General features: G+C 67.2%; 18 protein-coding genes and 2 pseudogenes. 11 read left to right on the forward strand and 9 right to left on the reverse strand.

Annotation, left to right across the window (positions count from 1 at the left end; translation table 11 throughout):
* Positions 1–9: 9 nt before the first annotated feature.
* Both ACSFBL_RS06240 and ACSFBL_RS06245 read right to left on the reverse strand, forming a co-directional pair.
* The gene (locus ACSFBL_RS06240) at positions 10–1,785 is read right to left on the reverse strand and encodes a phosphoethanolamine transferase (protein ID WP_435514875.1); all 1,776 of its coding nucleotides are present in this window, start codon (positions 1,783–1,785) and stop codon (positions 10–12) included.
* 46 nt (positions 1,786–1,831) lie between these two features.
* Positions 1,832–2,554, reverse strand: a complete 723-nt coding sequence (locus ACSFBL_RS06245; RefSeq protein ID WP_435515331.1) for a phosphatase PAP2 family protein — start codon at positions 2,552–2,554, stop codon at positions 1,832–1,834.
* Between the two features lie 80 nt (positions 2,555–2,634).
* Here ACSFBL_RS06245 and ACSFBL_RS06250 point away from each other — a divergent pair, with 80 nt between their 5' ends.
* A complete protein-coding gene (locus ACSFBL_RS06250) occupies positions 2,635–3,312 on the forward strand; it encodes a response regulator (protein WP_435514876.1) in 678 nt (225 codons plus the stop codon).
* Positions 3,309–4,679 (forward strand): sensor histidine kinase, encoded by a 1,371-nt coding sequence (locus ACSFBL_RS06255; protein ID WP_435514877.1) that lies wholly within the window; start codon positions 3,309–3,311, stop codon positions 4,677–4,679. The genes ACSFBL_RS06250 and ACSFBL_RS06255 overlap by 4 nt, the downstream gene beginning before the upstream one ends.
* A gap of 23 nt (positions 4,680–4,702) precedes the next feature.
* Here ACSFBL_RS06255 and ACSFBL_RS06260 read toward each other — a convergent pair whose 3' ends face one another.
* Both ACSFBL_RS06260 and ACSFBL_RS06265 read right to left on the reverse strand, forming a co-directional pair.
* Positions 4,703–6,286: a methyl-accepting chemotaxis protein gene (locus tag ACSFBL_RS06260; RefSeq protein WP_435514878.1), complete on the reverse strand. Its 1,584-nt coding sequence runs from the start codon at positions 6,284–6,286 to the stop codon at positions 4,703–4,705.
* A 95-nt stretch (positions 6,287–6,381) separates the two neighbouring features.
* The gene (locus ACSFBL_RS06265; protein WP_435514879.1) at positions 6,382–7,164 is read right to left on the reverse strand and encodes an SDR family oxidoreductase; all 783 of its coding nucleotides are present in this window, start codon (positions 7,162–7,164) and stop codon (positions 6,382–6,384) included.
* Between the two features lie 118 nt (positions 7,165–7,282).
* Here ACSFBL_RS06265 and ACSFBL_RS06270 point away from each other — a divergent pair, with 118 nt between their 5' ends.
* Entirely contained in the window at positions 7,283–8,980 is a 1,698-nt protein-coding gene (locus ACSFBL_RS06270; protein ID WP_435514880.1) for an electron transfer flavoprotein-ubiquinone oxidoreductase, read from the forward strand.
* 7 nt (positions 8,981–8,987) lie between these two features.
* On the opposite strand, the gene cysE is transcribed toward ACSFBL_RS06270, so the two are convergent.
* Both cysE and ACSFBL_RS06280 read right to left on the reverse strand, forming a co-directional pair.
* Entirely contained in the window at positions 8,988–9,761 is a 774-nt protein-coding gene (gene cysE, locus ACSFBL_RS06275; RefSeq protein WP_435514881.1) for a serine O-acetyltransferase, read from the reverse strand.
* 36 nt (positions 9,762–9,797) lie between these two features.
* Positions 9,798–10,559: an RNA methyltransferase gene (locus ACSFBL_RS06280; RefSeq protein WP_435514882.1), complete on the reverse strand. Its 762-nt coding sequence runs from the start codon at positions 10,557–10,559 to the stop codon at positions 9,798–9,800.
* Positions 10,560–10,698: 139 nt separating this feature from the next.
* Here ACSFBL_RS06280 and ACSFBL_RS06285 point away from each other — a divergent pair, with 139 nt between their 5' ends.
* From ACSFBL_RS06285 to ACSFBL_RS06300, 4 genes and pseudogenes are all read left to right on the forward strand, one after another.
* Positions 10,699–11,736 carry an inositol monophosphatase family protein gene (locus ACSFBL_RS06285; protein ID WP_435514883.1) on the forward strand — a complete coding sequence of 346 codons (1,038 nt, stop codon included), beginning with the start codon at positions 10,699–10,701 and terminating at the stop codon, positions 11,734–11,736.
* Complete coding sequence (locus tag ACSFBL_RS06290; RefSeq protein ID WP_435514884.1) at positions 11,736–13,970, forward strand: FUSC family protein; 2,235 nt, start codon at positions 11,736–11,738, stop codon at positions 13,968–13,970. The genes ACSFBL_RS06285 and ACSFBL_RS06290 overlap by 1 nt, the downstream gene beginning before the upstream one ends.
* The gene (locus tag ACSFBL_RS06295) at positions 13,967–15,037 is read left to right on the forward strand and encodes a mechanosensitive ion channel family protein (RefSeq protein ID WP_435514885.1); all 1,071 of its coding nucleotides are present in this window, start codon (positions 13,967–13,969) and stop codon (positions 15,035–15,037) included. The genes ACSFBL_RS06290 and ACSFBL_RS06295 overlap by 4 nt, the downstream gene beginning before the upstream one ends.
* Before the next feature lie 12 nt (positions 15,038–15,049).
* Positions 15,050–16,365: pseudogene (locus tag ACSFBL_RS06300) on the forward strand (sulfatase family protein).
* A 62-nt stretch (positions 16,366–16,427) separates the two neighbouring features.
* Here ACSFBL_RS06300 and ACSFBL_RS06305 read toward each other — a convergent pair.
* The 3 genes and pseudogenes from ACSFBL_RS06305 to ACSFBL_RS06315 all read right to left on the reverse strand — a co-directional run.
* Complete coding sequence (locus tag ACSFBL_RS06305) at positions 16,428–16,640, reverse strand: hypothetical protein (RefSeq protein WP_435514886.1); 213 nt, start codon at positions 16,638–16,640, stop codon at positions 16,428–16,430.
* An 88-nt stretch (positions 16,641–16,728) separates the two neighbouring features.
* Positions 16,729–17,202 carry an AraC family transcriptional regulator gene (locus ACSFBL_RS06310; RefSeq protein WP_435515332.1) on the reverse strand — a complete coding sequence of 158 codons (474 nt, stop codon included), beginning with the start codon at positions 17,200–17,202 and terminating at the stop codon, positions 16,729–16,731.
* A gap of 222 nt (positions 17,203–17,424) precedes the next feature.
* A pseudogene (locus ACSFBL_RS06315) lies at positions 17,425–17,550 on the reverse strand (helix-turn-helix transcriptional regulator); the annotation flags it as partial.
* A gap of 246 nt (positions 17,551–17,796) precedes the next feature.
* Here ACSFBL_RS06315 and ACSFBL_RS06320 point away from each other — a divergent pair.
* The 4 genes from ACSFBL_RS06320 to mutS all read left to right on the forward strand — a co-directional run bounded on the left by ACSFBL_RS06320 (position 17,797) and on the right by mutS (position 22,782).
* Positions 17,797–18,375: a PadR family transcriptional regulator gene (locus ACSFBL_RS06320; protein ID WP_435514887.1), complete on the forward strand. Its 579-nt coding sequence runs from the start codon at positions 17,797–17,799 to the stop codon at positions 18,373–18,375.
* Positions 18,376–18,379: 4 nt separating this feature from the next.
* On the forward strand, positions 18,380–19,216 hold the full coding sequence (locus ACSFBL_RS06325) for a siderophore-interacting protein (protein ID WP_435514888.1): 837 nt from the start codon (positions 18,380–18,382) through the stop codon (positions 19,214–19,216).
* 117 nt (positions 19,217–19,333) lie between these two features.
* Positions 19,334–19,846, forward strand: a complete 513-nt coding sequence (locus ACSFBL_RS06330) for a hypothetical protein (RefSeq protein ID WP_435514889.1) — start codon at positions 19,334–19,336, stop codon at positions 19,844–19,846.
* A 272-nt stretch (positions 19,847–20,118) separates the two neighbouring features.
* Entirely contained in the window at positions 20,119–22,782 is a 2,664-nt protein-coding gene (gene mutS / locus ACSFBL_RS06335; RefSeq protein ID WP_435515333.1) for a DNA mismatch repair protein MutS, read from the forward strand.
* Positions 22,783–22,807: the final 25 nt, after the last annotated feature.

Below are 22,807 nucleotides of genomic sequence, written 5' to 3' on the forward strand. Positions count from 1 at the left end.
CTGCCGGCTTCAGTTGATCGCGACGTTCGCGCCGCGGCACGATGCCAACGCGTCGAGGGAAGCCTTGTAGGTGGGCGTGGTCACGTCCATCACGCCCAGGACGGTGTGATAGAGGTTGTCGTGGCTGAGGGAGGCATCGAGACCCGCCTCCATGCACGCCGTCGACAGTCGGCGACGCGCCTTCATGCCGTCGCTGAACCACGTCACCAGCGGAACGTGCTTCTGCACTTCCGGCGCGAAGCCGTAGGGCACGCCGTGCAGGAACAGGCCGTATTCACCCAGCGACTCGCCATGGTCGCTCAGGTAGAGCAGCGCGGGGTCGAAACGCGCGCTCTGGCTCTTCAGCCAGTCGATCATCTTGCCGAGGAAGCGGTCCGTGTAGGCGATCGAGTTGTCGTAACCATTGACCAGTTCGGCGTGGCTGCACTCGGACAGCGCATTGGTCGTGCACTCGGGGAGGTAGCGCTTCACGTCCGGGGAAGAACGCTTGAAGTACGACGGACCGTGGCTTCCCATCTGGTGCATCACCAGCACCACGCCCTTGTTGCGGCGCTCGGCGGGCAGTGCGGCCAGGCGCTCGTCCAGGCCGCGGAGCATCACGTCGTCGAGGCATTCGTCGCCGTCACAGAGCGCGCTCTGCACGCCCGGATCGAGGTTCTGGAATGCCGATGCATGCGGAATGCGATCGCAGACGCCCTTGCATCCGCCGGCCTGGTTGTCGAGCCAGAACACGGCGAGTCCCGAAGCGCTGAGTACGTCCATGAGGTTCTCATAGTCGTTCTTGCGCGCCTCGAATTCCTGCTTGCCCAGGGGAGAGAACATGCAGGGCACGGAGGCTAGCGTGTTGGTGCCGCACGAGCGAACGTCGCGATAGCTCAGCACCTTGCGTGCGGCGAGTTCGGGCGTGGTGTCGCGTGCGTAGCCGTTGAGTCCGAAGTGATCGGCACGCGCCGTCTCGCCGACGACCAGCACGAACAGCGGCGGCTTCGCCTGGCCTGCGTAGCTGGCGCCCAGTTTGGCGCCACCGGCGACAGGAACGAGCTTGCGGCTGTGCTTGAACATCGGCCTGGCCGCGATCGCCACGGACGAATAGATGGTCGCCATCGGATTCATCATGTAGCGCAGGTGAACGTTGTTGCGCATCAGTGGTGCAAGCTGGCGGTTCATCACGAGCCCGCCGCCCGCCGCCACGGCGGCCGCAGCAAGCAGCAACACGCCATTGCGCCATGCCTGCGCAACCAAGGGCTGCGGCTGGATGCGCACGCGCCACAGCGCCCAAGCCGGCAGGGCGCTGACCAGGAAGACATTGATCGCCATGCGCCAGCTCAGCAGGTCACGCACTTCGTTGGGGTCGGTCTGCACCGCGTTGGCCAGCATGCTGGGGTCCATTACCACGCGATAGCTCAGCATGTAATGCTGCACCACGGCGGCCAGAACGACGACGATGAACCAGAGCGGCTTCATCCAGCGTGTCCAGGCCGTGAACGACAGGATCGCCACCGTGCCGCACATCGTGAGCATGGCCATGAGGGCGATCGTCGGCAGGTACACGCTGGGTGCGCCGCCGATGCGGGCGAGTTCGTTCCACAGCGGCCAGTTGGCGGCTACTGCGAGATAGAGAGTCAGCCAGACGACGATCGTGCGAGGCGAACGCGGGCGGGTAAACCAGCCGTCGATGGACTGCCAGAGCCCGACGACAGGTTCCGTCGCAGGAATGTGGATTGGAGCGCCGGAGGCGGAGGGATCCTGGGGAAGGGGCGTGCCATGCACGCGGGAGCCGGACATGTCGCGAGCCTAGGGCGCAGGACTGAAGAGTCGCTGAATGGATTGGTCAGGTTTCATTCAGCTTGCGGGTGGGCGCCTGCGCCGCCCGCCGTCCGCTGCGAAGCTTCGAAGCCTGCTGCACCAGCGCATCGATGACCAAGGCGGACACCCAGCAGAGCCAGGCTGTCCACAGCGTGTGGCTCATGTAGTGGGCGCCGCGAAGCTGCTGCGCGAGCCCGAGCACGAGTCCTGCGACCAGCGCGCATGCGAGCCAGGCGCGCGCAATGCCGGGCGAGCGCCGACGAAACACGAAGTAGCCGCCGAGGTAGGCGAACGCGGCGGATGCGTGGCCCGCGGGAAAACAGTGCCCGCCGCCCCCGTCGCTCACGCCCCAGGCCCAATGGGAGACATAGGGCGCCACGCCGCCGAAGGCCTGAAGGTCCCACGGGCAGCTGGTCGAGCTCTTGAACTTGATGAGGGAGACGACCAGCACGGAAGCCACCGTCGTCACGGCTAGCTGTGCGCGTTCGACCGCACTCAACCGTCGAAGGATCGAGACCGGCCAGCGAATCGAAATGAAAAGTCCGATGACAAGGACCCAGCTCAAGGATCTCGTGCCTTCGTGCACGACCTTGACCAGGAACCAGTTGTCGCGCCAGGGGAACCCTGTCGGCGTACCCACCCAGGCGGCGAGCGCAAGGTCGAGGCCGGCCGCATCCCAGAGGAGCAGCAAGGCCAGCGAAATCAGGGTGGGAACGAGGAGGTGGGAGCGAGAGACCGCGGAACGCATCATGAGCGACCAGCATAGCGCCAACGGCTGAACCCAGGCTGAAGCGGCACTAGACTCCTGTTTTTCGAAAGGACGGCGCCGTGCGCATATTGCTGGTCGAAGATGACGCCGCGCTGGCGAGCGCCGTGTGCAGCTACCTGGAGGCGAAGGCCTTCGTCGTCGACGTGGCGCCCGGTCTGGCAGAAGCGCGGGCCGCGCTCTCCGCCGTGCAATACGCTGCGGTGCTGCTAGACCTTCACCTCGGCGACGGCGATGGCCTCTCCTTGCTGCCCACTGTTCGCGCGTTGCGCGAGCGACCCATCGTGATCGTATTGACCGCCCGGGACCAGGTGACGGACCGCATCCGGGGGCTCGATGCCGGTGCCGACGACTATCTCATCAAGCCCTACGACCCTGCCGAACTGCTGGCCCGGCTGCGAGCCGTCGAGCGCCGGCGCAGCGCCAGCAGTTCGCCCGTGCTGCAACTCGGCACGCTCGAAATCGACCTCGGGCGCGACATGGTGCGCAAGGACGGAATGCCCGTCACGCTCACGCAGAAGGAATGGGCGCTGCTGCGCGTGATGGCCACGCGGCCGGATCGCATCCACACGCGCGAAAACCTCGCGGACGCGCTCTACGGTTTCGGCGACGAGGCGGACAGCAACACGCTCGAGGTCTTCATCAGCCGCCTGCGACGCAAGCTCGGCCGCAACCATATCCAGACCTTGCGCGGGCTGGGGTATCGACTGTCGTTCGCTGCGGACGACGACGACGAATGAACCTCAAGCTCTTGCGGCAGGCCAGCCTCGAACCGCTGGGGAGACGCGATTCCCTGGCCGGCCAGCTCACGCGGACGCTGATCGTCTGGGTGGGGGGCGTGTGGCTGCTGTGCGTGCTCGGCGTGGTCTGGTATGTGGACCGGGAGATCAACAACAACTTCGACAACGAGTTGGTAGAGGTCTCGCACCGCATGTTCGACATGGCCGTGCAGGAACTCGACAAGCTGCGGCACGAGAACCCCGCTGCGCCCTCTCCGCTGATCGCCCCGCCGCAGCTCTTCTCGACCGATGCGGTGATGTACCAGGTGGTCGACACGCACGAGCGCGTGCTGCTGCGGTCGGCAGAGGCGCCCGTCGACGCCTTCGATGTCCCGCTCGCGCCCGGCTTCGCCAACAGCGAGCGCTGGAGGATCTACACCGTGCGGCATCCCTCGCTCAACCTGTTCTTCCAGGTCGCCGATCCGCTGGACGAGCGCCGCAGCGCGCTCAACCGCACGCTGCTGGGCCTGATCATCCCGCTGGGCGCCGTGCTGCCCTTGCTGGCGCTCGTGCTGCGCAACGTGGCACGCACGGAGCTGCGCGTGCTGCAGCAGCTGGCCGGCGAGATCGAACAGCGCAGCGGGACCGACCTGCGTCCGATCCGGCTCCCAGGCCTGCCCAAGGAACTGCGCTCGGTCGGCGACCACGTCAACCAGTTGCTCGAGAGACTCTCTCAATCGCTCGACGTCGAGCGGGCGCTGGCCGCGAATGCGGCGCACGAACTGCGCACGCCGCTCGCGGCCGCGCGGCTGCGTCTGCAGACGGCGCTGGAACACGATCTCAAGCGCGACGAGGTGCTGGCCGCACTCGAAGCGCTCCAGATGCTCGGGCATCGCACCGAAAAGCTGCTGCAGCTGTCCCGGGCCGAATCGGGCGCCTCCCTGACACGCGCGCGGATCGATCTGGTCCAGCTGGCGGGCACGGTCGCCCAGGAGTTCTGGCAGGACCCGCGCGTGAACGAACGCCTGACGCTGAAGGTGCCGGACCACGAGACGGCGATCGCGCTCGGCGATGTGGACGCCCTCGCGATCGCCTTGCGCAATCTGGTCGAGAACGCGCTGCGCTATGGCCGCGGCCGCGTGGTGATCGAGGTGATGGAACCCTGCACGCTGGCGGTGCGCGACTTCGGCCCCGGCGTCAGCGCGGACGAGTTGCGCACGCTGCAGCAGCGGCATGTGCGGCACGGATCGGATCGAGCCGGCTATGGGCTGGGGCTGTCCATCGTCGGCACGATCGTCGAGAAGCTGGGTGCGCGGCTCGATCTCGCATCGCCTCCCAACGGCGCCGCGAGCGGCTTCGAGGCGCGAATCGTGCTGCGACCGGCGTAGCCACGTAAATCAGCAAGCACCTGCTAGCCGGCGACAACTTCCGCATCCAGCCTGAAGACACTCACCACGCGCGACAGGTCGCCGGCCTCCTCCTGCAGCGACTGCGAAGCGGCAGCGGCCTCCTCCACCAGTGCGGCGTTCTGCTGCGTGACCTGGTCCATCTGCGTGACCGCCTGGTTGATCTGCTCGATGCCGGAGGTCTGCTCGTGGCTTGCCGCGGAGATTTCGCCCATGATGTCCGTCACGCGCCGGACGCTGGCGACGATCTGTTCCATCGTCTTGCCGGCCTCCGCCACCAGCGCGCTGCCCGCGCCGACCTTGCCGACCGAGTTGTCGATCAGGCCCTTGATCTCCTTCGCCGCCGCCGCAGAGCGCTGCGCGAGGTTGCGCACCTCCGCCGCGACCACCGCGAAGCCGCGGCCCTGCTCGCCGGCGCGAGCCGCCTCGACCGCCGCGTTCAGCGCGAGGATGTTGGTCTGGAAGGCGATGCCGTCGATGACGCCGATGATGTCGACGATCTTGCGCGAGGACGCGTTGATGGAATCCATGGTTTCCACGACCCGGCCCACGACCTCGCCGCCCTTGATCGCCACCTCGGACGCCGACACCGCCAGCTGATTGGCCTGCCGCGCGTTCTCTGCGTTCTGCTTCACGGTGCTGGTGAGCTGCTCCATCGACGCGGCCGTCTCCTCCAGCGAGCTTGCCTGCTCCTCGGTGCGCGAGGACAGGTCCTGGTTGCCGGTCGCGATCTCGCTCGACGCGGTGGCGATCCTGTCGGTGCCCGTGCGCACGTCGTCGACCACCTTGGCCAGGCTGCAGCGCATGTGTTCGATGGCATGCATGAGGCTCGATTCGTCGCCGGCCTTCAGCGCGACGCTGGCCGCCAGGTCGCCATTCGCGATGCGGTGCGCCACCTCGGTGGCGGCAGCGGGTTCGCCACCGAGCTGCCTGAGCAGTCCGCGCGAGATGCGCCAGCCGAGCAATGACAACAGGCCCGCCAGCGCCAGCGCCCAGGCCGAGAATTCGGCGAGGCGCTGGAGGATCGCGGTGTTCACGGTGTCGACGTAGACGCCGGAGCCGACGATCCAGCCCCAGGGCATGAAGCCCTTCACGTACGACACCTTGGGGACCGGCTTCTCGCTGCCCGGCTTGGGCCAACCGTAGGCCACGAAGCCCGCTTCGCTGGCCTTCACGGTCTTGACGAACTCGACAAAGAGCGCCTTGCCCGAACTGTCCTTGTTGCCCGACAGGTCCTGGTTGTCGAGCTTGGGGCTGATCGGATGCATCACCATCCGCGGCTCCATGTCGTTGATCCAGAAATACTCGCTGCCGCTGTAGCGCAGGCCGCGCAAGGCCTGCATCGCCTGCGCCTTGGCCTGGTCCTCGGTGAGCGCGCCCGACTGCGCGAGGCCGTGGTAGTAGGTCAAGAGGCCGTGCGCCGTCTCGACCGCCTGCCGCACGCCGGCCTGGCGCTCTTCCATGATGAGCTTCCGCTCGGAATGAAGGAACAGCGCCGTGAGCGCGAGAACGCCGATGATGGCGCCGCCGACGAGGACACCGAGCCGTCTCGCGATGCGCAAGGTGCCGAGATTGAATAGCTGGAACATGCTGATCCGAGTCGTGGAGTGATTCACTCCCCTATCGGCAGCGCGTCGCCGGTCCTGAAGGGCCCGGCGGGCCTTTTACATTTCAGCCCGGTGCTTCAGAGTGCGAAGCCATCGTCCGCCGCGATCACCGCACCGTTGACGAAATGGCTCTGCCCGCTTGCGAGCAGCACGATCAGCCCGTCGAGGTCCTCGGGCTTGCCGACCCGCTTGCGCGGCAGCATGCCCACCAGTTTCTGGCCGCCGGCAGTCACCCAGTGCTCCTCGTTGAGTTCGGTCGCAATGTAGCCCGGGCACAGCGCGTTCACGTTGATGCCGAAGCGCCCCCACTCCAGGGCCATCGCCTTGGTCATCTGCACCACCGCCGCCTTGCTCATGCAATAGACGCCGATCTGCGGCAGCACCTTGAGCGCTGCGATCGAGGCGATATTGATGATGCGCCCGCCGATGTAAGTGCCCGGCGCCGCACCCTTGGCGCGCGCCAGCATGCGCTTGCCGACCGCCTGCGCGACGAAGAAGCTGCCCTTGACGTTGGTGTCGAAGATGAAGTCGTAGTCGTCGCCGGACACTTCCTGCAGGCGCTGCGTGGTGCTCACGCCCGAGTTGTTGACCAGGATGTCAATGGGGCCGACCTCGGTCTCGGCACGCGCGACGGCGGCATTGATGCTGTCGATGTCGGTGACGTCGAGCTCGACGACGTGGGCGTCGCCGCCCTCCCCCTCGATGCGTGCGCGCAGTTCCTTCAGCTTGTCGGTGCTGCGGCTGGCCAGCACCACCGCGGCGCCGGCACGGGCCAGAGTCTTGGCGAACTGGGCGCCGAGACCGCTCGATGCGCCGGTGACGAAAGCCACCCGGCCGGAAAGATCGATGCTGTAAGCCATGGAGAAGGTCCTGTTGGAGTCGCCAAAGCGACGGCCCGGAAGCCATGCAACCGACGCATAAAATGGCCCGGCCCACCGCGGTGCCTCGCACCCTCAAATCATTATCGACGAGACCCACATGACGCACGACGAAATACTCGCCCAGTTCGGACCCCGCGAAGCCATGGAATACGACGTGGTCGTGGTCGGCGCCGGACCGGCCGGCCTCTCGACCGCAATCCGGCTGAAGCAGCTGGCCGCAACGCACGGCAAGGAGATCTCGGTCGTCGTGCTCGAAAAGGGCTCCGAGCCCGGCGCGCACATCCTCTCGGGCGCGATCATGGACCCGCGCGCCCTGTACGAGTTGCTGCCCGACTGGGAAGAGCTGGGCGCACCGCTCAACCAGCCCGTCACGCAGGACACCTTCCTGATGATGACCGAGACGGGCGCCACGCGCGTGCCGAACTTCATGTTGCCGCCCAACTTCCACAACGAAGGCAACTACATCGTGAGCCTGGGCAACGTGGTCCGCTGGCTGGCCACGCAGGCCGAAGGCCTCGGCGTCGAGATCTTCCCCGGGTTCCCGGCGGCCGAAGTGCTCTACACCGAGGACGGCAAGGTGCGCGGCGTCGCCACGGGCAACCTCGGCATCGGCAAGGACGGCGAGCCCACCGAGAACTTCCAGCTCGGCATGGAACTGCACGGCAAGTACACGGTGTTCGCCGAGGGCGCGCGCGGCCACCTCGGCCGCCAACTCATCGCCAAGTACAAGCTCGACGACGGCAAGGACCCGCAAAGCTACGGCATCGGCATCAAGGAACTGTGGGAGATCGACCCCGCTCGCCATGAGCCGGGCCTGGCGGTGCACACCGCGGGCTGGCCGCTGCCGTCGGACACGTACGGCGGCTCGTTCCTGTACCACGCGGAAAACAATCAGGTCATCGTCGGCTACGTGGTCGGCCTCGACTACCAGAACCCCTATCTGAGCCCGTTCGAGGAGTTCCAGCGCTTCAAGACGCACCCCAACATCCGCTGGTATTTCGAAGGCCAGGACAAGGGCCTGAAGGCGCCCAAGCGGCTGAGTTACGGGGCGCGCGCGATCACCGCGGGCGGCCTGCTCTCGCTGCCGAAGACCGTGTTCCCGGGCGGCGTGCTGGTGGGCTGCGAAGCCGGCTACCTCAATGCAAGCCGTATCAAGGGCAGCCATGCCGCCATCAAGACCGGCATGCTCGCCGCCGAGGCCGCCTTCGACGCCGTGACACAGGGTCGCCAGCAGGACGAACTCACCGCCTATCCGGCCGCTTTCGAGCGCAGCTGGCTGCACACCGAGCTCAAGAAGGCGCGCAACTTCAAACAGTGGTTCAAGAAGGGGCTGACGGTCGGCACGGTCATGACCGGGATCGAGCAGTTCGTCCTGCGCGGCCACGTGCCGTGGACGATCCACCGCAACCAGCCCGACAACGAGCGGCTCAAGCGCGCGTCGGCATCGAAGAAGATCGCCTACCCGAAGCCCGATGGCAAGCTGACCTTCGACCGGCTGTCCTCGGTGTTCATCAGCAACACCAACCACGAAGAGAACCAGCCGGCGCACCTGACGCTCAAGAACGCGGCCGTGCCGACGGAGATCAACCTGCCCGAGTACGCCGGCCCCGAGGGTCGCTACTGCCCGGCTGGCGTCTACGAGTTCGTGCCGGACACCACGACGGGCAAGGAGCGCCTGCAGATCAACGCGCAGAACTGCGTGCACTGCAAGACCTGCGACATCAAGGACCCCACGCAGAACATCGTGTGGGTCACGCCCGAAGGCGGCGGCGGACCCAACTACGTGGGGATGTGACCGGGGATCACTTCCCGATCAACTGGGTCAGCCGGTCGGCCTCGAAGGACTCGTCCTTTGCGGCGTCGCACGGCACGCAATCCTTCTTGCCGGGTTGCGTCGACAAGGTCTCGATCGCCTGCCAGAGCAGCGCGATCTGGTGCTCCTGGCCTGCGGCGCTGTCGATCAGGCCTTTCATCGCCTGGCTGAGCGGGTCGTCCTCCAGCGTGACGCCATAGGCCGAGAACTTGGCCGTCGGCTGGGTCACGTCGGCGCTTTCGCCGGCCTTGGAGGGGATGATGCGCGCCGGTATCCCCACGGCCGTCGCCCCGGCAGGAACCGGCTTGATCACCACCGCGTTGCTGCCGATCTTCGCGCCGTCGCCGACCACGAAGCCGCCCAGCACCTTGGCCCCGGCACTGACCACCACGTTGCGACCCAGCGTCGGATGGCGCTTGGCGCCCTTGTAGAGCGACGTGCCGCCCAGCGTCACGCCCTGATAGATCGTGCAGCCGTCGCCGATCTCCGCCGTTTCGCCGACCACGACGCCCATCGCATGGTCGAAGAACACGCGCTCGCCGACCACCGCGCCGGGATGGATCTCGATGCCGGTCAGCCAGCGCGAGCCCTGCGAGATGAAACGGCCGAACCACTTGAGGTCGTGGGTCCAGCACCAGTGCGCCAGACGGTGCAGCACGACGGCATGCAGGCCGGGGTACAGGGTCAACACTTCCCAGCGCGTCCGCGCCGCCGGATCGCGGTCGAGGATGCACTGGATGTCGGAACGCAGCCGCGAAAACATGCTTGCTTGTAGTTATATGGATAGGGGGCGCGCAGTCTATAACCCCGGGTCTTCGCTTACATGGGATGGGGTTTTCGGGCCGCCCCGCGCCGCATCGGTCATGGCCTTGGCAATGCCGCGCAGGATGTGGATCTCCTCCTGCGTCGGCTGGGCCCGATTGAACAACTGCTGCAATCGCGGCATCAGCTTCTTGGGCGCTTCGGGGTCCAGGAAGCCGATGTCCACGAGCGATCGCTCCCAGTGGTCGAGCATGCCGGCCACGGCCTTGGCGTCGGCGGCCCGCACCGGCGCCGTGGCGTCGCGAACCTCGTAGGCGCCGAGCGCCAGCCGCCATTCGTAGGCGATCACCTGGATGGCGGCCCCGAGATTGAGCGACCCGAACTTCGGGTCGGTGGGGATTCTGAGCGCCACGTTGCAGCGGTAGACGTCCTCGTTGCGCATGCCGAAGCGTTCCGATCCGAACAGGAAGGCGACGTGCTGCGCCTCGCCCTGGGCAAGCGGCTCCAGGTGCTCGCGCGGCGTGCGCGTCGGCGGGCCGAAGTCGCGCGGCACCATGGCGGTGGCGCACAGGTGGGTGACGCCGTCCAGCGCCTCGTCCAGGGTCTCGACGATGCGGGCATTCGCCAGCACGTCCAGCGCCCCGCTCGCGCGCTGGATGGTTTCCTCGCGCCGCAGGACGTTGGCCCAGCGTGGCGCGACCAGCACCAGGTCGTCGAAACCCATGGTCTTCATGGCGCGGGCCGCGGCGCCGACATTGCCGGCATGGCTGGTCTGGATCAGGATGAATCGGGTACGCATGGAAGCTCGGAAAATGAAGCCAGGAGAACCGGCGGCGCGGAGCCGGTAAAATCCCCCGATTCTCGCTGCCCGCATCGCCGGGCCGCTTTTCAGGGGGCCGCATTCACACACCGCCCTTCATCGTTCTTCACACAATTCAATGTCGTCCCCCAACCTGCACCCCATGCTCAACGTGGCCGTCAAGGCCGCACGCGCCGCCGGCGCCATCATCAATCGCGCCGCCCTCGACGTCGAGGCCGTGCGCATCTCGCAGAAGCAGGTCAACGACTTCGTGACCGAAGTCGATCACGCGAGCGAGCACGCGATCATCGAGACGCTGCTCACCGCCTACCCGGGGCACGGCATCCTGGCCGAGGAATCCGGCAGCCAGCACGGCGCCAAGGACTCGGACTATGTGTGGATCATCGATCCGCTCGACGGCACCACCAACTTCATCCACGGCTTTCCGGTCTACTGCGTATCGATCGCGCTCTCGGTGCGCGGCAAGATCGAGCAGGCCGTCATCTACGACCCGAGCCGCAACGACCTCTTCACGGCGACCAAGGGCCGCGGCGCCTACATGAACGACCGCCGGCTTCGCGTCAGCAAGCGCACGCGCCTGCACGAATGCCTGATCTCGACGGGCTTCCCCTTCCGCACGGGCGACAACTTCAAGCAGTACCTGGCCATCATGGCCGACCTGATGCCCCGCGCGGCGGGCCTGCGCCGCCCCGGCGCGGCAGCCCTCGACCTCGCTTACGTGGCGGCCGGCTTCACCGACGCCTTCTTCGAAACCGGCCTCAACGTCTGGGACATCGCGGCCGGCTCGCTGATCGTGACCGAGGCGGGCGGGCTGATCGGCAATTTCACCGGCGAACCCGATTTCCTCGAACAGCGCGAGTGCCTCGCCGGCGCCCCCCGCATCTATGGCCAACTGGTGCCGCTGCTGGCCAAGTACTCGAAATTCGCCAGCCTGGACGACAAGCTGCGCGCCAGCGACCGCGTGCGCGCGGTCGATCCCTCGGCCTCGGCGGGCGACACCTACGCGCGCAGCACCGTCGACCTGGCGACCGCATCGCCCGACGCGGACGAAACCGCCGATGCCGCCGCGGAAATGGCGCCCGCACCGCGCAAGCTCACCCGCATCCGCCGCGAGGCACCCGCCGCGCCCGCCGAGGGCGACGCTCCGGCCAAGTGATGCAGGCGCACCGCGCGGCCGCCGAGCGAAGCCGCGCCGCGATGCGCGTGGCGCTGAGCCACTACATCGCGAACGGGGTCTCGGTCGCCTTGGGCCTCTTGCTGATCTCGGGCGGCGTGCACCTGTTGCTGGGCACGCTCGCGGCATCGGCGGCGTCCGTGGGCGTCATCGTGACCGCGCCGCCCGATCTCACCGCCCCGCGCCGCGGCAAGTTCTTCCAGATGCTGCCTGCCCCGCTGATCGGGCTGCCGCTGTTCTTCTGCGTCCAGTTGCTGCATGCCGCGCCCTTGCGGCTCGGCCTGCTGCTGGTGCCCGCGACTTTCTTCGCCTTCCTGGCAATGGCCTGGGGCAAGCGGGGCATCCCGATCGCGATTGCGGTCATGTTCTCGATGATCTTCTCGATGGCGACACCCACGCCGGCCGACATGCACGAGGCCGTGGAGCGGACGCTGTACTTCGGGCTGGGCGCCGGGCTGTACGTGATCTACGCGACGCTCGCGAATCTCCTCCTCAACGCCCGCTACCGCGTGCAGACGATGGCCGACCTGCTGCTGTCGCTGGCCGCGCTCATGCGGACCGAGGCCTGCCAGTTCACGCCGAAGGACGAATCAGACGACGTGCGCGAGGTGCCTGCCTCCATGCTCGGCCGGCTGCTACGCGAACAGGCGGCGCTTGCCGACCAGTTGCAGGCCGCGCGCGACATCGTGCTCGAATCGCCTCGAACGCCGCGTCGCCAGCGGCTCGCCGGGATGCTGGTGACGGTGCTCGAACTCCGCGACCTGCTGCTCGCGAGCGAGCTCGATCTCGACGCGCTCAAGGCGCATCCCGGGCATGCGGCTGCGCTCGTCGAGATGCGGCGCATCCTCGAAGAACTGGCCGATGACACGGCGGCGCTGGCCGACGCGTTGCTGCTTGGCCGCCAGGCGCCGGTCATCGTCGACCGTCGACACGAACTCTCGGCGATCCGTCTCGACGAGGATGCCGCGCCCAAAGGCGGCTATACCGGCCCCACGCCGGCCGTGCTCGCACGCGGGCTGGCGAGCCGCATCGGTCACATCAACGACGAGGTGCTGCGGCTGTCGGGCTTGGCGCGTGGGGACATCGAGCCGGACCTGGCCGTGGTTCGGGCCAGCTGGCAGATGTTCGTCAGCCCCACTGAATGGTCGTGGCGCCCCTTTCTCGCACTCTGGCGCTGGGATGCGCCGCCCCTGCGCCACGCGATCCGCGCCGCGCTCGCCATCGCGGCCGGCTACGGCATTGCGCTGGCGATGCCCTGGGGTTCGCACGACTACTGGATCCTGCTGACCATCGTCGTGGTGCTGCGAGGCAGCCTCTCGCAGACGCTGGAGCGACGCAACAGTCGCGTCGCGGGCACCTTGCTGGGCTGCGTGTTCGCGGTGGGATTGCTTTCCGCGCATCCGACGCCACTGGCCCTGCTGATCGCAATGACACTGGCGCAGGCGATCGCGCATGGCTTCGCCGTCCGGCGATACCTCATCACGTCCGTCGCGGCCACGGTGCTTGGGCTTGTCCAGGCACACATCCTGAACACCGGCATGAGCACCACCTTCGCGCTGTTCGAGCGCGTGGCGGACACGCTCATCGGCGCCGCGGTGGCGTGGGCCTTCTGCTACGTGCTGCCCTCGTGGGAGCGCGGGCAGATCCCCGCGCTGGTCGCACGCGTGCTCACCGCGCAAGCGCGTCACGCCCGCCTGGCACTCGGCCTCGGCCAGTTGCGTTCGGTCGACGCCAGTCCCGAACTCGAATGGCGGCTCGCGCGCCGGGAGGCCTTCGACAGCCTCTCGGCCCTGGTGCAGGCCACGCAGCGCTCGCTGTCGGAGCCGCGCGCCGTGCGCCCGCCGCTCGAACCGCTGGAACACCTGCAGGCGCACAGCTACCAGTTGCTGGCGCAGTTGAGCGCCGTCAAGTCGATGCTGGTGCTGCGCCGCGACCGCCTGACGCCGGGCGAAGTCGAAGGGCCGCTGGCGCGCACCTCGCAGCGAATCGAGGCCATGATCGGCACCGCGCCGAACAGCGGCCCCGCCATGCCCGAAAGCGCACCGGCGACCACCATCGCCGGCCCGATCCCGCTGCCGGACCCCTTCGACAACGACATCACGCCGTGGCTGCTGCGCCGGCTGGACCTTGCAACGGGCATCGCGGCGCAACTGCGCGACGACGCGTCACGCATCCTGCAGTCCCTTGCCGAGGAGTCGCAAGAGGTCGCCGCATGATGACGGAACTCCTCGCCCACCCCTGGTTCGGCCCCCTCGTCGCAGCGCTCATCGCGGTGCCCCTGGCGCTGCTGATCCACCGCGTCGGCGGGATCGTGCTCGAGCGCCTGACGCGCTCCGTGCCGGTGCTGTACACCATGCTGCTCGGCATCAAGCTCGCCGCCCGGATCGTGCTGCCGCTCGTTGCCCTCCAACTCATATGGCAAGCGGCGCCCGACGACCTTCGCTTCATCGGCAACGTCCGGCACCTGAACGGGCTCTTCCTCATCGCGGCCGCCACCTGGCTCGCCATCAGCGCGGTCAGCGGATTCGCCGAGGGCATGGTCAAGCAGCATCCTTCAGACATAAGGGACAACCTGGAGGCCCGCCGCATCCTGACGCAGGCACGCGTGCTCGCCCGCACCGCCAACTCGGTGCTGCTGGTCGCGGGCGGCGCGCTGATGCTCATGACCTTTCCGGGCGCGCGCCAGGTCGGGGCCAGCCTGCTCGCGTCGGCGGGCGTGATCGGTATCGTCGCCGGTCTCGCGGCGAAGCCGGTCTTCAGCAACCTCATTGCGGGGCTTCAGATTGCCCTGGCGCAGCCGATCCGGCTCGACGACGTGCTGGTGGTCGAAGGCGAATGGGGCCGTGTCGAGGAAATCAACGGCACTTTCGTCGTGCTGCGGATCTGGGATGACCGGCGGCTCATCTTGCCGCTGACCTATTTCATCGAACACCCGTTCCAGAACTGGACGCGTCACGACTCACAACTGCTCGGCTCGGTGTTCGTGTATGCCGACTACGGCATGCCGCTGGCGCCGTTGCGGGCGGAGGTGGAGCGCCTCGTCAAGGCGGCGCCCGAATGGGATGGCCGCTTCTTCAACCTGCGCGTGACCGACGCGACCGAGCGGACCATGCAGATCCGGGTGCTCTGCACCGCCGCTTCGTCCGCGCTTGCGTTCGACCTGCGGTGCACGGTGCGCGAAGGGCTGATCGATTTCATGCAGCGTGAGTATCCGCAGTTCCTGCCGAAGGTGCGGATCGAGAGTGAACCGGAGCTGCAGGCCCCCAAAATGCACGCAGACTGAGTCGGATCGTCCATGCAGAAACCCAACATCATCTTCATCGTGGCCGACGACCTCGGCTATGCCGACCTCGGCTGCTACGGCGGCCGGGATGCCGCCTTCGGGCCCGTGTCGCCGGTGCTCGACCGGCTGGCGGCCAGGGGCATCAAGTTCACGCAGGGCTATGCGAACTCGCCGGTGTGCTCGCCCACGCGCTTCGCGATGATCACCGGGCGCTACCAATATCGCCTGCGCGGCGCGGCCGAAGAACCGATCAACAGCAAGAGCCGCGGCAGCGCATCGCTCGGCCTGCCGCCGGAGCATCCCACCCTGCCCTCGCTGCTGCGCGGCGCCGGCTACCGCACGGCACTCGTCGGCAAGTGGCACCTGGGATATCCGCCGGCCTTCGGTCCGCTGCGTTCGGGTACGAGGAATTCTTCGGGCCGATGTCGGGCGGGGTCGACTACTTCACCCACTGCGATTCCACCGGCCGGCATGACCTCTGGTCTGGCGAGGAAGACTGCCAGCAGGAGGGTTACCTGACCGACCTGCTCTCGCGACGCGCGGTGGACTACGTGGAGCGCATGGCGAATCAGGAGGCACCGTTCTTCCTGAGCCTGCACTACACCGCGCCGCACTGGCCGTGGGAAACGCGCGATGACGCGGCCAAGGCGCCGGCCGTGAAGGACAACCTGTTCGACCTCGCAGGCGGGAACATCCACACCTACCGCCGCATGATCCACCACATGGACGAAGGCATCGGCTGGATCATGGCGGCGCTGGAGAAGCACGGCATGGCGGACAACACGCTCGTCGTCTTCACCAGCGACAACGGCGGCGAACGCTTTTCGGACAACTGGCCGCTCGTCGGCGGCAAGATGGACCTGACGGAGGGCGGCATCCGCGTGCCATGGATCGCGCACTGGCCGAAGGTCATCGGCGCGGGCGGCGAAAGCGCGCAGCAGTGCATGACGATGGACTGGTCGGCGACCATGCTTGATGCAGCGGGCGTGGCGGCGGACCCGAACTACCCGATTGACGGTGTTTCGCTCCTGCCGGTACTGCGAGACGCGGCGCATGCATTCCCGCGGCCCCTGCACTGGCGCATGAACCATCGCGGCCAGCGCGCGCTGCGCGACGGCGACTGGAAATACCTGCGGGTCGACGGCAATGAATACCTGTTCAACATCCCGGCCGACGAGCGCGAACGGGCCAACCAGGCGCACAAGGAGCCGGAGCGACTGGCCGCGATGCGCGACGCATGGTTGGCCTGGAACGCCACCATGCCGCCGATCCCCGAAGACGCGACCGTGAGTCTCGGTTATTCCGTCAAGGACATGCCGAGCCGGTAGGGCCGCCCAGTCAGCCAAAAAAAAGCCCCTCGAAGGAGGGGCTTTTCGTTGGCGAGCATGGATCAGCTGGCCTGAATGCCGCCGACCGGCCGCTGAGCCGATGCACGAAGGAATTGAACAGCGCGAGCCAAGGCGCGGAAACCGTTGCCCAACATCGTCAGCAACGAGTCCGAGGGTTCGTCGCGGCCGATGTGGCCGGGGTCGTTGGTGAGTTCACGCTCGAAGGAGTCGGTGAACGCGGGGTTGCGGGCGAAATACCAGTCCGAATAAGTCATAGGGCCTATTTTAAGGGTTAACCCTAGTTTTTCAATGACCCGGGAGCAAAGACCCCGCGAAAGGCAACTCGGTCACAGCCCGCAATGGCTACAACGCCCTCACCGGCATGCACAGTTCGCATGCGAAGGCACCGGTCTTCTCGTCGACGACGAAATCCTTGCCGTAGACCTCGACAGGCGGCGCGTCGTCCGCCTGATAGCCGCTGTCTGGCAGCCAGTCGCACAGCCTGACCCATGCCGCGTGGATGTCTGAGGCGGTGCCCGCGAAGGCGACACAGGCAAAGCGCCCTCCGCGCAGCGTCTGCACGCCGATTTCGCCTTCGGGCCGGAAATCGGCGTCGACTTCGACGCACGCGTCGTAGCGACACTTTTCGGGCGGCGTCACGTCCGCGTTGTCATGGCTGATGCCGTACATCACCCGTCGCGGTTGCATCCAGCCCTTCTCCGCGCACCAGGCTGCAAAGCGCTGCCAGGTGCGCGTGATTTCGGGACTGCCGTACGGCCCCACCTGCCGCATGTAGGCCACGCGGGCGGGAGCGATGGTCTTGAGTTCGACTTTCATTTGTCCGTTGCCTGAATCCAGAGTTTGAGGAACACGGCCCGGGGGCCAGGAATGCTCATCGTGCAGGAAGGCCTCGGCGACCGCTTGATGCCGGTTGCGGTCCGCTTGATGAATCTTGCCGAGTTGCACGCGGCGGGCTTCGGCCCACGTCCGGAACGCGCCGCGACGCCAGGCGGTGGGCGTGACCCCGAAATGCCCGCTGAAGGAGCGCGTGAACACCGCCGCCGAGCCGAAACCGACATCGAGCGCGATGGAGAGCACCGGCTCCGGCGGCACCAGCAGCAAGCGCGCGGCCGCCACCTCCAGCCGACGCCGCCGAACCCGATCGGCCAGCGTTTCGCCCGTCATGGACTGGAAGACACGATGGAAATGCCAGGACGAAAAGTTCGCGACCTCCGCCAGTCGCGCGAGATCCAGCGGCTCGGCAAGGTGACTGTCGATGTGGTCGATCACGCGATTGATGCGCGCGATGTAGGCGTGGCGCGGGCTGTTCACGCACGGCTCCCTGCCCGGCGGCACTTGCCACTTTGCTTGACTTCGACACTATTTAGATATATCTTTATCAAATCAGATAACAACTTCAAAGGACATCTCATGCGGGATTTCAAGCACTTTCTACACGGCAAACTGCATGGTGAACATGGCGACGGGATGAGCGGCGGTGGCGAACACCGCGGCAGGCCGCACGGCGGGCGCGGAGGCGGTGGACGGGTGTTCGGCCATGGCGGCCTGCGGTTCGTGCTGCTGCAACTGATCGCCCAGAAGCCGAGCCACGGCTACGAACTCATCAAGGCCATCGAGGAACGCCTCGGCGGCCGCTACAGCCCCAGCCCGGGGATCGTCTACCCGACTCTCACCCTCCTCGAAGAACTCAACTACGTCAGCGTCGACACCGCCGACGGCGGCGGACGCAAGCGCTACACGGTCACGGACGGCGGAAGGGACTTCCTCGCCGCCAACCGCGAAACCACCGATGAAATGATGGCCCGCATGGACGGCGGCGTCGACGGTGCCGGCCCGCGCGCCGGCCGGCCGCCGCAGGTGATCCGGGCCATCGAAAACCTCAAGCTCGCGATGCGCATGCGCCTTGCGCGCGAACCCCTCACCGAACAACAGGCCCACGATTTCGCCGCGGTGCTCGACAGCGCCGCCCAACAACTGGAACGCATCTAGATCCATGACCGAAACTTCGACCCCTTTCACACCCACCCCTGACCGCCTGCCGCGCCGCGTGCGCCACGAACTACGCTTTCGCAGGCTGCAGGTTCAACAGGTGCGTCGCGTCACGCCCCACCTGATCCGCGTCACGCTTTCCGGTGACGAACTCGCGGGCTTCACGAGCCCGGGCTTCGATGACCACGCCAAGATCTTCTTCCCCGACCCGACGACCGGCGTCCTCATCGTGCCGAGCGTCGGTCCCGACGGCCCCGCCTGGCCCGGCGGCCAGAAGCCGGCCATGCGCGACTACACGCCGCGGCGCTTCGACGCCGAATCCGGCACGCTCGAGATCGACTTCGCGGTGCACGACGCCGGCCCGGCCACCCGATGGGCCGAGGCGGCCAAGCCGGGCGACATGCTCGGCGTCGGCGGACCGCGCGGGTCCTTCATCATCCCCACCGCGTTCGACTGGCACCTGCTGATCGGCGACGACACCGCGCTCCCCGCGATTTCGCGGCGACTGGCCGAGTTGCCGGCTGGCGCGCGCGTCGTCGTGCTTGCCGAGATCGACGACGCGGCCGACCAGATCGCGCTCGAAACAGCCGCCGACCTCGACATGCGTTGGGTGCACCGCGGCGGTGCGGAGCCGGGCGCCGGCACGCCCCTGCTCGACGCCTTGCGCCAGTTGAAATTGCCTGAGGGTGACTTCCACGCCTGGGTGGCCTGCGAATCGACCGCCGCCAAGGCGCTCCGGGCGCACCTCGTCGGGGAGCGCGGCGCCAACCCGAAATGGGTCAAAGCGGCAGGCTACTGGCGCCTCGGCGCGTCCGCCACGCACGATACCCACGACGACTGAGCAATCCTCCCTTTCCCCCAAAGGCGCTATAACGGGCGCCAGTTTGACTATCCGGAAGTGAGAGTCAAAAATGAGCTTTTGAGTACTTAGGCACTAGGCATCCAAGGGGGCCGAGAGATGAGCATCGGGTTGGCACAGTGGCAGTTTGTCGTGGCCTTGTTGACGGGTGTCCTGTTGCTGTTCGCCGTGACCTGGGCGTGGCGCCGGGCGGCGATGCGTCGCGAGGCGGAGCGGCGCATCGAAGCCGCCAGGGTGCGATCGGGCCACGTGCCGCTGGAGATTCCGACGGTCCGCGGCAACCTCACGGCTTCGGGCGACTCTGCACCCGACACACTTCCCGAGTGGTTCATCCAGGGCAAGGGCGAGCATGCGGTGGTCGACGAGACCCCGCGCATCCGGGTGCGCTATGTCGATGCGCACGACAAGAAGATCGAGTGCACGATGCAGGTCGACCACCTCGATCTGCAGAAGAAGATCATCGTCGGACATGGCGAGTTGCCCGGCGACGTGCGGCGTGTGCCGCTGCACCGCATCGCTTCAGCGCGCATCGCGGAATCGGGTCAGCGCTTCAATGTCGATACCTGGGTCGATGCGGTGCGCGTCGCGCGCAGGCGCCGCGGGCAGGTCTGAGCGGCCATTCCAGATTCCATCCCGATCCCTTTCCGCTGTCCGTCCAGGAGCGAGTGCCTCACCCATAATGTGCCGGTTGGGGAGGAAGTGCTTCGCAGCGCGCGTCTGCGTGTGCCGGCATCCAGCGGGCCGGAACGTCCAGAACATCCGCATCTGCGCCCCTTCCAGGATCAAGAGGACCAGGACCCGTGCTTGCTGCGCAAGCGCAGGCAAGTTTTGTAGGTATCGATAAGTTGAACTCTGTTGCCGTCGAGCGAGAAAACCCCAAGGGAATGAACGGGGCTGGCGCGAGAAGCGTCCTGGATCAGGCACCTGCGAAGCCCGATCTTTCCGGGCACACGCCGATGATGGCCCAATATTTAGGCCTCAAGGCCAACCATCCGGACACCCTGCTCTTCTACCGGATGGGCGATTTCTACGAACTCTTCTACGGCGATGCCGAGAAGGCAGCGCGCCTGCTCGACATCACCCTCACCCAGCGCGGCCAGTCGGCCGGCCAGCCGGTCGTGATGTGCGGCGTTCCCTTCCATGCCGTCGACACCTATCTCGCACGCCTGATCAAGCTCGGCGAATCGGTCGCGATCTGCGAGCAGGTCGGCGAAGTCGGCGCGAGCAAGGGGCCGGTGGAGCGCAAGGTGGTGCGCGTGGTCACGCCCGGCACGCTCACCGATGCAGAGTTGCTCAACGACAAGAGCGAATCGCTGCTGCTCGCTGTGCATGCCGGCGGCCGCAATTTCTGCGGACTCGCGTGGCTCAGCGTGACCGGCGCCGAGCTGCGGCTGGCGGAATGCCCTGCCGACGCGCTCGAAGCCTGGATCGCCCGCATTGCGCCGAGCGAAGTACTCTACAGCGCCGAGGTCACGCCCGCCTTCGAGCAGCGCCTGAAAGCCACGCGCAGCGCGACGCCCTTCACACTGTCGTTGCGTCCGGCCTGGCAGTTCGACGGCGGACTCGGCGAGCGCAAGCTCTGCGAACAGATGGGCAGCAACAACCTCGCCGCCTGGAACGCCGAGTCGCTCGGCAACGCGCATGCGGCTGCTGCTGCGCTGCTGGGTTATGCAGAACATACGCAGGGCCGCGCGTTGTCGCACGTGCAGGGGCTGTCCGTCGAACGCGACGGCGATCTGATCGAACTGCCTCCCACCACACGCCGCAACCTCGAACTCGTGCAGACGCTGCGCGGCGAGGAATCGCCCACCCTCTTCTCCCTGCTCGACACCTGCATGACGGGCATGGGCAGCCGGCTGGTCAAGCGCTGGCTGCTGGCGCCGCGGCGCGACCGCGCCGATGCACAAGCGAGGCTCGAAGCCATCAACGCACTGCAGGCCACGGCGCCAGGCGGCACCTCCGCACCCTGGCGCACCTTGCGGGAACAGCTGAAGAACACCAGCGACGTCGAACGCATCGCTGCGCGCATCGCGCTTCGACAAGTGCGCCCGCGCGAACTCGTCGCCCTTCGCATGGCGCTCGCCAAGGCGGAGCAACTGGCACCCGGGCTGCCCGCGTCGGCATCGCTGCTGTCGCAGATCACCGCCCAGCTCGCCCCGCCCGCCGGCTGTGTCGAACTGCTGCTGGCCGCGATCGGCCCAGAACCGGCGGCACTGGTGCGCGATGGCGGCGTGATCGCGACCGGCCACGACGCCGAACTGGACGAGCTGCGCGCCATCAGCGAGAACTGCGACGACTTCCTTCTGAAGCTCGAAGCGAGCGAACGCGAGCGCACCGGCATCACCAACCTGCGCGTGCAATTCAACCGCGTGCATGGCTTCTACATCGAGGTGACGCAAAGCGCGCTCACCAAGGTGCCCGACAACTACCGCCGTCGCCAGACGCTGAAGAATGCCGAGCGCTTCATCACGCCCGAGCTCAAGGCCTTCGAGGACAAGGCGCTGTCGGCGCAGGACCGCGCCCTGGCGCGCGAGAAGTGGCTGTACGAGCAACTGCTCGACAGCCTCCAGCCTTTCGTCGCCTCGCTCACGCGGCTTGCCGGCGCACTGGCGACGCTCGACGCCCTGACCGCACTGGCCGAGCGCTCGCACACCCTGCACTGGCGCGCGCCGAGCTTCGTCGCGCATCCGTGCATCGAGATCGACAAGGGCCGGCATCCGGTGGTCGAGGCGCGGCTCGCCGAAAAGTCATCGGGTGCGTTCATTGCCAACGACACCCGCCTCGGTCCGCAGCAGCGCATGCAGGTGATCACCGGCCCCAACATGGGCGGCAAGTCGACCTACATGCGGCAGGTTGCGATCATCGTGCTGCTGGCCTCGATCGGCTCGCACGTGCCGGCGGATGCCTGCCGGCTCGGACCCATCGACGCCATCCACACGCGCATCGGCGCGGCGGACGACCTGGCCAATGCGCAATCGACCTTCATGCTGGAGATGACCGAGGCCGCGCAGATCCTGCACGGCGCGACCGCCCATTCGCTGGTGCTGATGGACGAGATCGGCCGCGGCACCAGCACCTTCGACGGCCTCGCTCTGGCCGCCGGCATCGCGGCGCAGCTGCACGACCGCACACGTGCCTTCACGCTTTTCGCGACGCACTACTTCGAGCTCACCGAATTCCCGGCCACCCACCACGGCGCGGTCAACATGCACGTGAGCGCGACGGAGGCGGGCCGCGACATCGTGTTCCTGCACGAGATGCAGCCCGGCCCGGCAAGCAAGAGCTACGGCATCCAGGTCGCGCGGCTCGCCGGCATGCCGGCCGCCGTCGTCAACCATGCGCGCCAGGCTTTGGAGGCGCTGGAGGCCCAGCAGACGCAGACACGCGCCCAGGTCGACCTCTTCGCACCGCCGCCCGAGGCCGAGGCGCCGACGGCCAGCGCCGTAGAATCCGCGCTCATCGCGATCGACCCCGACGCGATGAGCCCACGCGAGGCGCTCGAAGCGCTCTACGCATTGAAAAAACTCCAGATGCGCGAACAGGGCTGATGGTCCGATTCGTGCGAGAAGACGT

The sequence above is a fragment of the Variovorax glacialis genome (genome assembly GCF_051216375.1).
In the GTDB taxonomy this organism is placed as follows: Bacteria; Pseudomonadota; Gammaproteobacteria; order Burkholderiales; family Burkholderiaceae_C; genus Variovorax.

Excerpts from the sequence above, each read along its gene's own strand:
- ACSFBL_RS06240 (WP_435514875.1), bottom strand. The coding sequence starts at position 1,785 with ATGTCCGGCTCCCGCGTGCATGGCACGCCCCTTCCCCAGGATCCCTCC.
- ACSFBL_RS06245 (WP_435515331.1), bottom strand. The coding sequence starts at position 2,554 with ATGCGTTCCGCGGTCTCTCGCTCCCACCTCCTCGTTCCCACCCTGATT.
- ACSFBL_RS06255 (WP_435514877.1), top strand. The coding sequence starts at position 3,309 with ATGAACCTCAAGCTCTTGCGGCAGGCCAGCCTCGAACCGCTGGGGAGA.
- ACSFBL_RS06260 (WP_435514878.1), bottom strand. The coding sequence starts at position 6,286 with ATGTTCCAGCTATTCAATCTCGGCACCTTGCGCATCGCGAGACGGCTC.
- ACSFBL_RS06265 (WP_435514879.1), bottom strand. The coding sequence starts at position 7,164 with ATGGCTTACAGCATCGATCTTTCCGGCCGGGTGGCTTTCGTCACCGGC.
- ACSFBL_RS06270 (WP_435514880.1), top strand. The coding sequence starts at position 7,283 with ATGACGCACGACGAAATACTCGCCCAGTTCGGACCCCGCGAAGCCATG.
- cysE (WP_435514881.1), bottom strand. The coding sequence starts at position 9,761 with ATGTTTTCGCGGCTGCGTTCCGACATCCAGTGCATCCTCGACCGCGAT.
- ACSFBL_RS06280 (WP_435514882.1), bottom strand. The coding sequence starts at position 10,559 with ATGCGTACCCGATTCATCCTGATCCAGACCAGCCATGCCGGCAATGTC.
- ACSFBL_RS06285 (WP_435514883.1), top strand. The coding sequence starts at position 10,699 with ATGTCGTCCCCCAACCTGCACCCCATGCTCAACGTGGCCGTCAAGGCC.
- ACSFBL_RS06290 (WP_435514884.1), top strand. The coding sequence starts at position 11,736 with ATGCAGGCGCACCGCGCGGCCGCCGAGCGAAGCCGCGCCGCGATGCGC.
- ACSFBL_RS06295 (WP_435514885.1), top strand. The coding sequence starts at position 13,967 with ATGATGACGGAACTCCTCGCCCACCCCTGGTTCGGCCCCCTCGTCGCA.
- ACSFBL_RS06305 (WP_435514886.1), bottom strand. The coding sequence starts at position 16,640 with ATGACTTATTCGGACTGGTATTTCGCCCGCAACCCCGCGTTCACCGAC.
- ACSFBL_RS06310 (WP_435515332.1), bottom strand. The coding sequence starts at position 17,202 with ATGAAAGTCGAACTCAAGACCATCGCTCCCGCCCGCGTGGCCTACATG.
- ACSFBL_RS06320 (WP_435514887.1), top strand. The coding sequence starts at position 17,797 with ATGCGGGATTTCAAGCACTTTCTACACGGCAAACTGCATGGTGAACAT.
- ACSFBL_RS06325 (WP_435514888.1), top strand. The coding sequence starts at position 18,380 with ATGACCGAAACTTCGACCCCTTTCACACCCACCCCTGACCGCCTGCCG.
- ACSFBL_RS06330 (WP_435514889.1), top strand. The coding sequence starts at position 19,334 with ATGAGCATCGGGTTGGCACAGTGGCAGTTTGTCGTGGCCTTGTTGACG.
- mutS (WP_435515333.1), top strand. The coding sequence starts at position 20,119 with ATGAACGGGGCTGGCGCGAGAAGCGTCCTGGATCAGGCACCTGCGAAG.